11 protein-coding genes and 2 pseudogenes are annotated in these 13,864 nt (G+C 57.8%); 6 read left to right on the forward strand and 7 right to left on the reverse strand.

Features of this window, described 5'->3' with window-relative positions:
• A partial coding sequence (locus tag AAAC48_RS13350; RefSeq protein WP_340654641.1) for a UxaA family hydrolase occupies positions 1-1,182 on the forward strand: 1,182 nt, incomplete at its 5' end.
• 63 nt (positions 1,183-1,245) lie between these two features.
• On the opposite strand, the gene AAAC48_RS13355 is transcribed toward AAAC48_RS13350, so the two are convergent.
• The 6 genes from AAAC48_RS13355 to uxaC form a co-directional block, all read right to left on the reverse strand.
• The gene (locus AAAC48_RS13355; protein WP_340654642.1) at positions 1,246-2,091 is read right to left on the reverse strand and encodes an ABC transporter permease subunit; all 846 of its coding nucleotides are present in this window, start codon (positions 2,089-2,091) and stop codon (positions 1,246-1,248) included.
• Between the two features lie 2 nt (positions 2,092-2,093).
• Positions 2,094-2,999, reverse strand: coding sequence for a sugar ABC transporter permease (locus AAAC48_RS13360; RefSeq protein WP_340654643.1), 906 nt, complete (start codon positions 2,997-2,999; stop codon positions 2,094-2,096).
• Positions 3,000-3,004: 5 nt separating this feature from the next.
• Positions 3,005-4,072 carry an ABC transporter ATP-binding protein gene (locus tag AAAC48_RS13365; protein ID WP_340654644.1) on the reverse strand — a complete coding sequence of 356 codons (1,068 nt, stop codon included), beginning with the start codon at positions 4,070-4,072 and terminating at the stop codon, positions 3,005-3,007.
• 61 nt (positions 4,073-4,133) lie between these two features.
• A complete protein-coding gene (locus AAAC48_RS13370) occupies positions 4,134-5,312 on the reverse strand; it encodes an extracellular solute-binding protein (RefSeq protein WP_340654650.1) in 1,179 nt (392 codons plus the stop codon).
• A gap of 123 nt (positions 5,313-5,435) precedes the next feature.
• The gene (locus tag AAAC48_RS13375; RefSeq protein ID WP_340654645.1) at positions 5,436-6,923 is read right to left on the reverse strand and encodes a mannitol dehydrogenase family protein; all 1,488 of its coding nucleotides are present in this window, start codon (positions 6,921-6,923) and stop codon (positions 5,436-5,438) included.
• A 27-nt stretch (positions 6,924-6,950) separates the two neighbouring features.
• Positions 6,951-8,348, reverse strand: coding sequence for a glucuronate isomerase (gene uxaC / locus AAAC48_RS13380; protein ID WP_340654646.1), 1,398 nt, complete (start codon positions 8,346-8,348; stop codon positions 6,951-6,953).
• A gap of 232 nt (positions 8,349-8,580) precedes the next feature.
• Here uxaC and AAAC48_RS13385 point away from each other — a divergent pair, with 232 nt between their 5' ends.
• From AAAC48_RS13385 to AAAC48_RS13405, 5 genes and pseudogenes are all read left to right on the forward strand, one after another.
• Entirely contained in the window at positions 8,581-9,357 is a 777-nt protein-coding gene (locus tag AAAC48_RS13385; protein ID WP_340654647.1) for a GntR family transcriptional regulator, read from the forward strand.
• A 36-nt stretch (positions 9,358-9,393) separates the two neighbouring features.
• Entirely contained in the window at positions 9,394-10,584 is a 1,191-nt protein-coding gene (gene uxuA, locus AAAC48_RS13390) for a mannonate dehydratase (RefSeq protein ID WP_340654648.1), read from the forward strand.
• A gap of 485 nt (positions 10,585-11,069) precedes the next feature.
• A complete protein-coding gene (locus tag AAAC48_RS13395; protein WP_340654651.1) occupies positions 11,070-11,375 on the forward strand; it encodes a septal ring lytic transglycosylase RlpA family protein in 306 nt (101 codons plus the stop codon).
• Between the two features lie 99 nt (positions 11,376-11,474).
• Positions 11,475-12,416, forward strand: coding sequence for a glutathione synthase (gene gshB / locus AAAC48_RS13400; protein WP_340654649.1), 942 nt, complete (start codon positions 11,475-11,477; stop codon positions 12,414-12,416).
• A gap of 115 nt (positions 12,417-12,531) precedes the next feature.
• Positions 12,532-13,165, forward strand: a pseudogene (locus AAAC48_RS13405) (magnesium chelatase domain-containing protein); the annotation flags it as partial.
• A 313-nt stretch (positions 13,166-13,478) separates the two neighbouring features.
• Here the strand turns inward: AAAC48_RS13405 and AAAC48_RS13410 are convergent.
• Positions 13,479-13,864, reverse strand: a pseudogene (locus tag AAAC48_RS13410) (hypothetical protein); the annotation flags it as partial.

Consider the following 13,864-nt stretch of genomic DNA (forward strand, 5'->3'; position numbering starts at 1 on the left):
CGCGCCAACGGCCGCGCCGGCACACGCAACTATATCGGCGTCCTGACCTCGGTGAACTGCTCGGCATCCGTCGCACGCTTCATCGCTGAAGCCGTCCGAAAATCGGGCATACTCGATGATTATCCGATGATCGACGGGATCATTCCACTGGTTCATGGTGGTGGCTGTGCGCTCGATGTAAAGGGCGAGGGCTATGAAGTTCTGAAGCGCACCCAATGGGGCTATGCGACCAATCCAAACATCGCGGCCGTGCTGATGGTCGGCCTTGGTTGCGAGGGCTTCCAGATCGGCCGCTGGAAAGAAGCCTACAACATTGTCGAGAGCGATACATTCCGCAGCCTGACGATCCAGGAAGTGGGCGGTACGCGCAAGACCATGGAGGCTGGCGTCGCGGCCGTTCGCGACATGCTACCGACCGCTGCCAATGTGAGGCGCGAGACCATACCCGCATCAGAACTGATGCTTGCTCTGCAATGCGGCGGCTCCGATGGTTATTCCGGCATTACTGCCAATCCGGCACTGGGCGCCGCGGTTGATCTTCTGGTGCAGCATGGCGGCACCGCGATCCTTTCCGAGACGCCGGAGATCTATGGGGCGGAACACCTGCTCATAGAACGGGCTTCCAACCCGGAGGCGGTCGAACGTCTGCAGTCGATCATCGCCTGGTGGGAGGATTACACCGCCCGTAACAAGATGGAGATGAACAACAATCCTTCGCCCGGCAATAAGGCCGGCGGTTTGACCACCATTCTCGAAAAGTCACTGGGCGCTGTCGCAAAGTCGGGTACGACCCCGCTGGAGGCGGTCTATGGCTATGCGGAGCCGGTCACCGCGCACGGACTCGTCTTCATGGATACGCCCGGCTACGACCCGGTTTCAGCGACGGGACAGGTTGCGGGCGGAGCCAATGTTCTCGCGTTTACCACCGGGCGCGGCTCAGCCTATGGCTGCAAGCCGACACCGTCGATCAAGCTTGCCACCAACACGCCGATGTATAATCAGATGATCGAGGACATGGACATCAACTGCGGCGATGTTCTCGACGGTGTGTCGATTGAAGACAAGGGCCGCGAGATTTTCGAGCGCATCCTGAAGGTGGCATCGGGCGAGCGAAGCAAGTCGGAAGAACTCGGTTATGGCGATGCGGAATTCGTCCCCTGGCAGATCGGCGCAACGATGTAAGCTGAGCTTTACTGCTAAACGAAAAACGGGAGCTTCGGCTCCCGTTTCTTTTTGATAGCCGCTCTAGGCCGTCGTTTGTTGCTGCTTGGCGCGGGCGACGATCTGCGTCGGGTTTACGAAGCGCAGCGCTATCAGCAACCAGATCAGCGTCGTCACCATATAAACGACGGCCATGGCGTCAATCGACTGCACGGCACGAACGCCAGCGGCGAACACGGAATAGTAAAGAGCCACGACAAGCGTCTGACTGGTTGGCCCTGCTGTCAGGAATGTCAACTCGAACATTGCCACAGTGCGCACCAGCACGAGCAGCAGAGCGGCGAGGATGCCCGGCAGCAGCATTGGCAGCAGCACATATCTGAACAACTGGAAAGTACCAGCGCCAAATACCCGAGCCGCTGCTTCAACCTTGGGATCGATCTGTTCAATGAACGGGATCATGACGAGGATGACAAAAGGAACCGTGGGCACGAGATTGGCGAGAACGACGCCCCAGAACGTGCCGCCGACGCCGGCCTGATAGAGGACTGTCGCCAGCGGGATGCCGAAAGTGATCGGCGGAACCAGCAGCGGCAGCAGGAAAAGCAGCATGATGAGCTTCTTGCCAGGGAAGTCACGCCGCGCCAAAGCATAGGCGGCGGTCACACCGAGCAGCCCGGAAAGGGCAACTACGGTGAACACGATCTGGAAGGTAACGATAAGAACGTCGCTGAGCTGGAATTCCGACCAGGCAGTGAAATACCAGCTTGTCGTCCAGCCCGCCGGCAACCACGTGCCAAGCCAGCGCGTGGCGAATGAGGAGATGATCACCGTTGCGATCATCGCCAGGAGGTTGATCACGAAGAAAGCGACGACGACCCAGACAGCCGTGATCCAGAGCCTTGCCCCGATGGTGGTATCCCGGATCATGGTCAGCCCTTCCCGCCTGCGGTCGAGCCGCGATAGAACATGTTGCGTATGCCAAGGATCACCACGACGATAAGCAGTTGGACAACCGCCATGATCATCGCGATGGCCGAGGCCATCGAATAATCATATTGCTCGAACGCCGCCTGATAGGCTGCAATCGAGATAACACGCGTTGGTCCTGCGGGTGCACCAAGAAGCACAGCCGATGGGAAGACGGCAAAGGCCTGAACGAAGGAGAGACAGAAGGCGATGGCAAGACCCGGAACCAGCAAAGGCAGCATCACGTAGCGGAAGCGCTGCCAGCTCCTGGCACCATGGGTGGCGGCTGCCTGTTCAAGCGCCGGATCGATGCCTGACACATAAGACAGCGTCAGCAGGAAAGTGAACGGGAAACCGGTTATGATCAGCGAGGAGAAGACGCCCCAGTAATTATTGGTCAGCTTGACCGGCCGGTCGATCATTCCGATCAGCATCAGGGTGCGACTGAACCAGCCCTGCGGCCCAAGATAGTTCAACAGCCCTTCCGCTACCAGCACGGTTCCAAGGGTTACCGGCAAGACAAGGATGGTGGTCAGCAGCCGCTGATGTGTCATCAAACGAACACGGAAAGCGACCGGCAGCGCTATCGCAATGCTGATGATCGTTACCGGGACCGCCAGCCACAGCGTCGTAAGGATGGTGTCATAGAGAAATGGGTCGGAGAAGAACTTCTGGTAGTTGGCGAACATCCCACCTTCCTTCGGTCTGAAGGACAGGATCAAGCCATAGATGAACGGGTAGATGAACACGGCCAGCAGGAACAGCACAGCCGGCAGGACCAGCAGCGTGACACCGTCAATGCCGCGAAGCGCCAGGCGCTGGCGCAACGACATGCGGTGGTCGAGCGGTGTTGTGGTTACGCTCGCCATGGCCGTCACGCTGCAAAGGCCAGCGCACGCGCCGGATCGATTGCCAGCCAGATTACGCTGCCAAGTTCGGCGGTTTGTGGGGCATGAAAGACAAGCTCGAGCCCTTCTGCTGTGCGCGCCGTTCCAACGAATTCGCGGCCGCGATATTCGATGGTTTCGACGACAGCTTCAACCGTTTGATCGGAGCGGGTGCCAGCAACCACATCGTCTGCGCGTGCAGCAATGACAGCCACATCGCCAACCTTGAGCGTCTCGCGCGCAGTCCCGGTCAGCGTCGCATTGCCGACGGCAACACTGGCACTGCCGCCATCCGTGCCAACAACCTTGCCGGTCAGGCGGTTACGATAGCCCATGAATTCGGCTACATCCAAATGATCGGGGCGTTCATAAAGATCACTCGGCTTGCCCACCTGGCGAATTTGACCATCACGCAGCACCACAACGCGATCGGCCAGCGACAGCGCTTCGTCCTGATCATGGGTAACATAGACAGTCGTGGCACCCAACTGATTGTGGATGCGGCGAATTTCAGCGCGCATTTCAAGACGCAGCTTTGCATCGAGGTTCGATAAAGGCTCGTCCATGAGCACCAGCGGCGGCTCGATAACGATGGCGCGGGCGATGGCGACGCGCTGCTGCTGGCCGCCCGACAATTGTCCCGGCAGTTTATGGCCTTGACCCTGGAGACGAACGAGGTTGAGCGCCTCTTCCACACGCTTGTCGATTTGCGCCTTCGGCACTTTGCGCATTTTCAAACCAAAGCCGATGTTCTGGCGCACCGTCATATGCGGAAACAGCGCATAGTTCTGGAAAACCATGCCGAAGCCGCGATCTTCTGGCTTCAGCGTGTCGATACGCTTGTCATCGATGAAAATTCCGCCGCCCGTTGTCGGGAGCAGGCCGGCAATGCAGTTGAGTGCCGTGGACTTGCCGCAGCCCGATGGTCCGAGCAGAGCGATGAACTCGCCCTTGCGGATATTAAGCGAGACATCCTTCAATGCATTGTGCGCGCCGAAGGCGCGGCTCAAGCGGTCAAGGCGGATTTCATGGAACGGCGATGACGCAAGCAGCATCCAGCAACCTCACAGCTGAGCGCTATCCGGGGCAACCGGACAGCGCTAGATCAAGCATCAATCAGGACTTCTTGCCCGCGACTTCTTCGTCCCAACGGCGGAACGCCACGACCATCGAAGATGGCTCGAGGGGAATTTCTACCGGGTTGTTCGCGATCCAGTCGGCATATTCCTTGCGGCCGAACTCGGCAATCGCATCCTGGCTTTCCTGCGGAGCTTTCGTGATAGGTACGTCCTTTACCGCTGGCCCCGGATAGAAATAGCCCTTGTCGTAGGTATAGGCCTGCTGTTCCGGTGTTAAGAGGAAGCCCATCAGGTCGAGGAGCACTGCAAGCTTCTCGTCTGCGATACCTTTCGGCACGCACATGTAATGGGCGTCGGCCACCCAATGGAAACCCTTGAGCGGTGCTACAGCTGCTTCCTTCGGAACGACGCCGAGCACACGCGGATTGATGTCCCAGCCGGTTGTCGATACGGTCATGTCGCGCGTCCCTTCACCAAGTTCCTTCATCAGGGCTCCGGTGCCGGTCGGATAGTATTCGATATATTTGTGCAGTTCCTTGAGGTAGGCCCAGGTCTTGTCCCAGCCCTTCACTGGATCATGCGGATCGCTATCGCCGAGAAGATAGGGCAGGCCCATCAGGAAAGTACGTCCCGGGCCAGAATTGGCCGGACGCGCGTAGAGGAACTTGTTGGGATTCTCTTTTGCCCAGGCAAGGAGCTCTTCCGCCGTGGTTGGGACCTTCTTCACGCGGTCCGGCATATATTCAAGGAGCGGGCCGGATGGGTAATAAGTAACAACGACACCATGATCCTTGCCCAGCGCCAGCATACGATGCGCCGGTTCCTGATAGATCGAGGCGAGATCAGGCAAGGACGCCGCGTGATCGGGCAGCAGCTTGACCCAAAGGTCCTGTTCGATACCGGCGGAGAGTGCATCCGTACCGGTCAGGACAAGGTCGATATCCAGCCTGTTTGCTGCCTGCTGTGCCTTTAACTTACCGGGAAGTTCCGGGGCAGGCGCCTTGGTGAACGTGATCTTCGACACGAGTTCAGGCTTGGCCTTGGCGTAATTTTCGATGGCCGTCTGTGTCAGGGCGAGATTGCCGGCTACGTCGGCGACATTCAGCGCGACGGGCGAGGTTGGCAGCGCCAGTTTGGATTGAGCGAAGAGACGCGTTGCCGGCAGTGTGGCGACAGCTGCCAGACCGCCAATGGCTTGTCTGCGTGTGATGCGGATCATGATTTCCTCCCTGTTGATTCCCAACGTCCCGTTTTCAGGCATGACCGGGTTCCCATATCCGGTCGTTATTGAGATTTGATATATTAATCTATCAGATCGAGATAGCAAGGGCTTTCGCCCTTAGACCTTCGTCCTAGCAACTGTTCGGGCCGCACCCTCCTTCAAAAGCTTCGCCAGAGCATCGCCCACGGTGCGGCGGAACTCGGCATTCTTCGGAAGATCCTCGCCGAAGATCTGTTCAAGCCCGAGATAGGCGTCGATAAGTTCGGCGGACGATGTCTTCCCGTCGGCGCGCTGCTTGAACTCATCGGCGAGCGGATCGCGCACATCGATCGGCTTGCCGTTTTCGTCGAAGCCAGTTGCGTAGCGCATCCAGCCTGCCACACCGAGCGCCAGACGGTCGAACGCCGCTTTCTGCTCCAAGCGCTTGCGGATCGTGTTCAACAGGCGTTGCGGCAATTTTTGTGAACCATCCATGGCGATCTGCCAGGTGCGGTGGCGAAGAGCCGGATTGCGGAAACGCTCGCGCAGTTCGGCCTTGTATGCAGCAATGTCGAAACCCGGGAGCGGTGGAAGCGTCGGTGTGATCTCCTCGTCCATCATCGCTTCGATAAGCGCGCTGAAGCCTTCGGCTTTCATCACATCGGAGACAGTCTCATGACCGGCAAGGTAGCCGAGGTAGGCCAGAGTCGAATGGCTGCCATTGAGCAACCTCAGTTTCATCAGCTCGAAAGCATCGACATTGTCGACGAACGCCACCCCGAATTTTTCCCACGCTGGCCGACCCGATGGGAAGTGATCTTCCACCACCCACTGGGTGAAAGGTTCGGTCATGATTGGCCACGCATCTGCCAGCCCGATCGCATCGGCCACTGCACCGCGATCAGCGTCCGTTGTAGCCGGAACGATGCGGTCGACCATGGTTGAAGGAAAGGCAACCTTGTCGCGAATGAACTGTCCTAGCCCGGCATCACGCAAGTCAGCAAAGCGGGTGACGACCCTTTTCAAGGTTTCGCCATTGGAAGGAAGGTTGTCGCAAGACAGAAGTGTGAAGGGGTCCGTCCCCTTTGTACGGCGTCGGTCCAGCGCTTCGACGATGAACCCGATTGCCGAGCGCGGCGTAGCGGGGTTGGCGAGGTCGTGGACAATGTCCACGTGACTTTCGTCTAGCGATGCAGACGCGGGAGAGTAGCAATAGCCCTTTTCCGTCACCGTCAGAGAGACGATCATGACGTCCGGATCGACCATTGCAGCGAGGACCGCTTGCGGGTTTTCCGGTGCCACAAGCACCTTTGCGATACTGCCGATCACACGGAAGCTGTCGCCGCTGCCATCGCGCGTGGCTACCGTGTAGAGGCCATCCTGCGGCCCCAATGCATCACGTGTGTCGCCGCTGCGCAGTGAAACGCCAAGAATACCCCAGCGGTTGTCACCGCTCGCCAGGACACGGTCCGTGTAGACCGCCTGGTGCGCGCGATGGAACGCGCCAATCCCCAGATGGACGATGCCGGTGCGGATCTGACTGCGATCATATTTGGGGCGATCCACGCTCTTTGGCAGACGATGGAGCGTAGCGTTGGACAGACGGTCATGGTCATTCGATGTCATTTTATGCCTGCAGTTCTTCTATCTGTTTCAAAGCCTGTAGGCTTCCTTCGCCAGCCGGTAGGCAAGATCATGGGCGATCTCGTGTGCCTCATCCTCATCTAGCCTGTGATCAGCGACGAGCCTCGCGAGAAACGCACAATCCACGCGACGGGCCATGTCATGACGGGCAGGTATCGAAAGATAGGCCCGCGTGTCATCGTTGAATCCAACCGTATTGTAGAAACCGGCCGTTTCCGTTGTCAGTTCACGGAAGCGGCGCATGCCTTCAGGACTGTCATGGAACCACCATGCCGGGCCAAGCCGCAGCGCCGGGTAGTGTCCGGCCAGTGGCGCCAGCTCGCGGCTGTAACTGGTTTCATCAAGTGTAAACAGAATGAGCGTCAGGCGCGGATCATTTCCAAACGCGTCCAGCAGAGGCTTCAGCTCCTCGACATAGCCGGTGGCGCGCGGAATATCGGCGCCCTTGTCGGTGCCGAACCTATCGAACAACGCAGGATTATGGTTACGGAACGATCCGGGATGGATCTGCATGACCAGACCGTCTTCGATGCTCATGCGTGCCATTTCCGTCAGCATCTGGGCGCGAAAGAGATCAGCCTCTTCGGCGGAAGCACCTTTCAGGACGCGCTCGAACAGCGCCGATGCCTGGGAGGCAGAAAGATTGGCAGTGCGCGCATTCGGATGACCGTGATCGCTTGAAGTGGCACCTCGCGCCTTGAAGTAGGCGCGGCGCGTACGGTGGGCGTCAAGATAGCCTTGATAGTCGAGTTTGGTGCCTGCGAGGGCGACAAATTGTTCGACGTTAGCCCGAAAGTCCGCACGCGAGGCATCGACCACAGCGTCGGGGCGATAGGCCGGCACAACGCGTCCGCCCCACCCGGATTTCCGGATCGCATCATGTGCAGCGAGATCGTCCGTGGCCGCATCCGTGGTCGAAATGACTTCGATGCCAAATTGCTTGTAGAGGGCGCGCGGTCGCATGGACGCCTCTTTCAGACGTTCTGCGATCTGATCGTAAAGAGCATCCGCATTCTTCTCGTTGAGGCGCTCTTCGATGCCGAAGACCGTCTCCAGTGCGTGTTCGAACCAAAGACGCGACGGGGTGGCGCGAAACAAGTACCAATGTCTGGCGAAAAGCTGCCAGATCTTGCGCCCATCAGTCTCGACAGGCCCGCCGTCCTTGCGCGATACGCCAAGGTCTTCCAGCTTCACGCCTTGCGAGTAAAGCATCCGGAAAATGTAATGATCCGGCTTCACGAACAGGCTGGCAGGATCGGGAAAAGCTTCGTCATTGGCGTACCACAACGGGTCCGTGTGGCCATGGGGCGAAACGATGGGCAGGCGCTCGACCGTGCTGAACAGGCGCCGGGCTATCCCGCGAGCATCGGCTTCGGTGGGAAAAAGTCGGTCCGGATGAAGCGCCATTCTGCGTCCTTGCTGCGTCTGATTTTCTGCTCCGCTCGCGTTGGAAGCGAAGCTGCTGGGTAACCAGTCTCCACCGCCTGTGAACATTGAGCATCGATGATCTTGGCGAAGACTAAATAATAATATATTAGTATGTCAACCATGGCCAGTTGCGTTTGAAATTATCGCGCCCCACAGGCTTTGGACTATGAATTTGGGCGGAATTCCATCATTCAGGAAGTTAAGATCCGACATGAGGAAATGGAGCGCTGGAATGACAGCACAGGACCGGGGAGAAAAAAAATTGGTCGTCGCAGAACCGTCCGAAGCTGCTAGCGACGCGCGCGGTCCCGGATCCCGTGGCGCTGCGGTTGTCCGTGTGACCACCGCTACGGCTATCTACCGCGAACTCCACGCCGCCATTGTGTCCATGGAAATGACCCCCGGCACACCCCTCAACGAAAAAGTACTGACCGAACGTTTCGGCGTCAGCCGCACTCCGGTGCGCGAGGCGTTAATCCGTCTGGTGGAGGACGGGCTTGTCGATGTCTTTCCGCAATCAGGTACCTTTGTTGCCCGAATTCCAGTCGCGCTAATTCCTGAAGCGGTCGTAATCCGTCAGGCGCTTGAGGGTGCAACGGTCGAGCGGGCCGCGACGAAAGCGACAGCGAAAGACATCGAACTGCTGGATGAAATCCTGGCGCGCCAGCAGTTCTTCGCCGACCGGCAAAATATGAGTGCGTTTCACGAGGCCGATGAAGCGTTCCACGAAGCGATTGCGGGAATCTCCGGCCATCCCGGCATCTGGAATTACCTGAAACCGGTGAAGGTGCAGATTGACCGCGCCCGCCGCATGACATTGCCCGCCCTCGGGCGCATGGAACATGTGCTGTCCGAACACAAGGTTATCCGCAATGCCATTGAGGCCCATGACGTGCCTGCCGCCTGCGCAGCAATGAAGCAGCATCTGAATGCCGTCATTCCCGATATTGATGAACTGAGAAAGAGTCATCCCAAATCATTTGTCTGACCCTGGGATGAAATGAAAAGATCGACGGAGGAATGAATGCGTCAGGCGTGGCGATGGTTTGGCCCGAAAGCCGGTGTATCACTCGACAATGTACGCCAAGCAGGGGCTAGCGATATCGTATCGGCCCTGCACGAGGTACCGATCGGTGAAGCCTGGACGAGATCTCAGGTGCAGGATCGCAAGTCCCTGATAGAAACGACACCGGCTGGCCGTACGCCACTGACATGGTCCGTTGTCGAGAGCATCCCCATACCGGACGCAGTCAAGCGCCTCGGCGGGGCAGCCAAACATGAAATCGCCGCCTGGATCGCCAGCATGGAAGCGGTTGCTGCCAACGATATAAAGGTCATCTGCTACAACTTCATGCCCGTCGTCGACTGGTGCCGCACCGACCTCGACTATGTCACGCCAACCGGCTCGACGGCCATGCGCTTCGACCACAACGTATTCGCGGTGTTCGATCTGCACATCCTGCAGCGCAACGGCGCTGAGAACGACTATTCTGAAGCGGACAGGGAAATCGCGAGCGATCTCTATGAAGCCATGGGTGCGCAGGAGATCGCCGACCTTACGCGCAATATCGCCAGCGCCCTCCCCGGCTCGACAACCGAGCCTCTGACCATTCCAGCGTTCCGCGACAAGCTCGAAGCCTATTCCGGTATTGATGCAAACCGCTTGCGCCAGCATCTGATCGAGTTCCTCGAGGCGGTCGCACCCGTCGCCGACGATCTCGGCGTCAAGTTGACCCTGCACCCGGATGATCCGCCGCGCTCACTCTTCGGCCTGCCCCGCATCGCCTCGACAGAGGCGGATTATGCGGCGCTGTTCGATGCAGTGCCCTCGCCCGCAAATGGTATGTGCTTCTGCACCGGCAGCCTTGGCGTGCGCGCGGACAACGACCTGCCGAAGATCGCCCGGCGCTTTGCGACCCGCATTCACTTCTCGCATCTGCGCGCAACAACGCGCGAAGGCGATGGCCGCAGCTTCCACGAAGCGGCACATCTGGAAGGTGATGTTGATATGGTAGCCGTTCTACGCGAGCTTCTCGCTGAAGACCGCAAACGCGACAAGGCGAACAGCATTCTTTTCCGCTCCGATCATGGCCATCGCATGCTTGACGATCTTAACAAGGATGTCACGCCAGGCTACCCGGCCATCGGTCGTATGCGAGGTCTGGCGGAGTTGCGCGGCATCATCCATGCCCTGGACTCAAGCGCATTGGCATAATTCCGATCACAATTTTAGATTGCAAGACCTCGGTGCATCGCGCGCCGGGGTTTTATACGCCTAAAGTATTAATCCATATTAACCATATTCCGGTCAGTTCACTGGTTTCACCTTACCGCTCTTAATAATTCGGTGAATATTGATCACATTCTCGCCATAGTTCGGTATTTGCGCAGGCATATCCTGCAGCTTTGAAAGCATCCTTGATCACGTTTTGAATCGTATTAAGACAAGTTTTTTGAGTAACTTGGCTCATCTTGCCGGTTGATCTCGTCTCTCTTTCCTGGACGAGACACCTCAAGGCCACATTTCTCCAAAATAGAAAGAGCTACTCGCTCACGCCATGATCTACTTGCCCAGGGGTCAATCACTACGCGTGTGTCTTCAGTCCGGCAGCTCTGCCACGGGCCACTAAAAGTGCGAATTTCAATATGGTCTCCTTTGCAAGCGTCCGTACGGTACTCTCTGCATCCATTGTTTTCCTGATGTTTGGCGCTGTATCAGCCAATGCCGGTTCCGCCTGTGGCGGTGCTTCCTGGTATGCCCTTCATTCAAGAACCGCTTCTGGCGAGCGGATGAATCCATCTGACCTGACGGCCGCCCATCGGACGCTGCCTTTCGGCTCCAAAGTCAAGGTCACCAACCAGCGCAACGGGAAGTCAATCGTCGTACGCATCAATGATCGCGGACCGTTCATCAGGGGCCGCATGCTTGATCTTTCCAAGGGCGCAGCAAATCGCCTAGGCTTCGTTGGTGCCGGTCACACCAATATCTGCATGGCCCAGCTCTGATCGTTTCCAAGGTTATGCCGGCGCCAATACAGCATTGACCTTGACCCCTGAACGTGACATCGCCATGTGAGCATTCCTAACCTTATCGAGGAACGTTCCATGGCGCTGAAAGTCGCGGTCCAGATGGACCATATCAATTCGATCCGGATCGGTGGTGACACCACCTTCGCGCTTTGCCTCGAAGCGCTGAAACGCGGCCACAGCCTTTATCACTACACGCCTGACCGGCTGAGCATGCGCGACGGCGTTGTCTCGGCACACGTCGAAGAGCTGAGCGTTCGCGAGATCGAAGGCGATCATTTCACGCTCGGTGAAACCATCTCTCGCGATCTGTCGGAAATGGATGTGGTGCTGTTACGCCAGGATCCGCCCTTCGACATGAACTACATCACGACGACCCATATCCTGGAGCGGATTCACCCGAAAACGCTGGTCGTCAACGATCCTGCCTGGGTGCGCAACAGTCCTGAAAAGATATTCGTCACTGAATTTCCGGATTTGATGCCAGAAACGCTGATTACGAAGGACCCGCAGGAAATCGCGGCATTCCGTAAAGAATTCGGCGACATCATTCTCAAGCCCCTCTATGGCAATGGGGGTGCTGGTGTGTTCCATCTCGCCGATGGCGACCGCAATCTGACGTCGCTCCTGGAAATGTTCAGCCAGATGTTCCGCGAACCTATTATCGCTCAGCGCTATCTGAAAGATGTGCGCGCCGGCGACAAGCGCATCATCCTTATCGACGGCGAGCCAGTCGGCGCCATCAATCGCGTGCCGTCGGAGACCGATGCCCGCTCGAACATGCATGTGGGTGGGCGCGCGGAGAAAACCGCGCTGACGGAGCGTGAACGCGAAATCTGCGCGCGCATTGGGCCTTCCCTGCGCGAGCGTGGCTTTATTCTCGTCGGCATCGACGTGATCGGTGACTATATGACCGAAATCAATGTCACCTCGCCTACGGGGATTCGTGAGGTAAAGCGCTTTGGCGGTGCCGATATCGCAGCATTGTTCTGGGACGCCGTGGAAGCCAAGCGCAGGTAACTCCTCCCTTCAACATGTTCTCTTAATGTTCTTGCCCATGCAGCGTGAAGTGTGCTGATGTAGCCGCACTGGCATCTGTTCATTTTTAAACGTCTGTATTTTCAAGGATTATTTCATGCTCACCCGTGTCCGAACGGTCGCCTTTCAGGGTATTGAAGCGCAACCTGTCGATGTACAGGTTATGATCGCGCCCGGGAAAATGGGCATGCAATTGTCGGGCTGACAAGGCGGTGGCGGAAAGCCGCGAGTGGGTTCAGGCCGCGTTGCACGCCTCGGGCCTGTCGATGCCGGTGAAAAAGGTAACGGGTCAATCTTAAACCAGCCGACCTGCCGAAGGAAGGCAGACATTATGATCTTCCCATCGCCGTTGGACTTATGGCAGGACTTGGCGCCATGCCTGCCGATGCCCTGCAAAATTACGTGGTGCTTGGCGAATTGTCGCTCGATGGAACGATCACCCAGGTAGCGGGTGTCCTGCCGGCGGCAATTGCCGCCAACCGGCAGGAAAAGGGGCTGATCTGTCCGGCCCCTTGCGGCCCAGAGGCAGCGTGGGCCGGTGCGCAGATCGATACTCTTGCTCCGCGCAGCCTGATTGGGCTTGCCAACCACTTCCGTGGTACACAAGCCCTGTCGCGTCCGGAGCCCGCAATGCAGGCCCGCGCCACCGGCTTGCCCGATCTTGCGGCATCAGAGGTCAAGAGAGTGCCCTGCGGGCGCTCGAGGTCGCAGCGGCCGGCGACCATAATCTCTAATGTTGGGACAAATTAATATGCCGTGCTGATTGACTTTTTTAGATCGGACCAATTAACGGATAGCGGACCCTGCAAAAAAGAGGAGGAAGCGCCTATGTGCTGCTGAGGTGCAACGGCGATCTTCCTCCTTGGAGGAGCTTTTTGCCCGTAGGCAACCGTTAGGACACGCCTCAGGGGCCAGCATCGTCCAATGAATGTTAGGTGAGGGGTTAGCAAAAGGGCTCTTGTTAGCATCCGCTCTTCGGTAGGCAATAGCTCAACGCTGCCAAGTGATTACGGGTTGTGACAACTATGCCTTGTAGCGTCCGTCCTACTTCTCCGGCAACCCGGCCTTGGCGAGATCGGCGAGATAGAGCTTCAGAAGCGGTTCGACGAATTGCGGCTGCTTCGTCGTTGGCCATGCTGCTTCGCTCTTGATCGTCCAGCCAGGTTTGTCTTTGAGAACCTTTGCAAGGCTGGCGCGGGCTTCGTCAAGCTTGCCGAGGCGCGGATAGGCTGCGGCGAGATTGATTTGCCACGGGCGTTCCATTTTTTGGAATTGGGCCACGGCATCGGCAGGACGATCGGCGAGATAATAGGCGAATGCCAGATTTCCGAAGTACCAATCCATGGGGCTGGCATCCCGCCGGATCGATTCCTTCAGCCATTCAATCGCCCGGTCGGTTTTTCCGGCATTGGCCAAGTACAGGGCAAGAT

Source organism: Phyllobacterium sp. (genome assembly GCF_037994405.1).
Lineage (GTDB): Bacteria > Pseudomonadota > Alphaproteobacteria > Rhizobiales > Rhizobiaceae > Phyllobacterium.

Bases quoted from the DNA above. Each gene is read 5' to 3' on its own strand.
- AAAC48_RS13355 (WP_340654642.1), bottom strand. From the start codon at position 2,091: ATGATCCGGGATACCACCATCGGGGCAAGGCTCTGGATCACGGCTGTC.
- AAAC48_RS13360 (WP_340654643.1), bottom strand. From the start codon at position 2,999: ATGGCGAGCGTAACCACAACACCGCTCGACCACCGCATGTCGTTGCGC.
- AAAC48_RS13365 (WP_340654644.1), bottom strand. From the start codon at position 4,072: ATGCTGCTTGCGTCATCGCCGTTCCATGAAATCCGCCTTGACCGCTTG.
- AAAC48_RS13375 (WP_340654645.1), bottom strand. From the start codon at position 6,923: ATGACATCGAATGACCATGACCGTCTGTCCAACGCTACGCTCCATCGT.
- uxaC (WP_340654646.1), bottom strand. From the start codon at position 8,348: ATGGCGCTTCATCCGGACCGACTTTTTCCCACCGAAGCCGATGCTCGC.
- AAAC48_RS13385 (WP_340654647.1), top strand. From the start codon at position 8,581: ATGAGGAAATGGAGCGCTGGAATGACAGCACAGGACCGGGGAGAAAAA.
- uxuA (WP_340654648.1), top strand. From the start codon at position 9,394: ATGCGTCAGGCGTGGCGATGGTTTGGCCCGAAAGCCGGTGTATCACTC.
- AAAC48_RS13395 (WP_340654651.1), top strand. From the start codon at position 11,070: ATGTTTGGCGCTGTATCAGCCAATGCCGGTTCCGCCTGTGGCGGTGCT.
- gshB (WP_340654649.1), top strand. From the start codon at position 11,475: ATGGCGCTGAAAGTCGCGGTCCAGATGGACCATATCAATTCGATCCGG.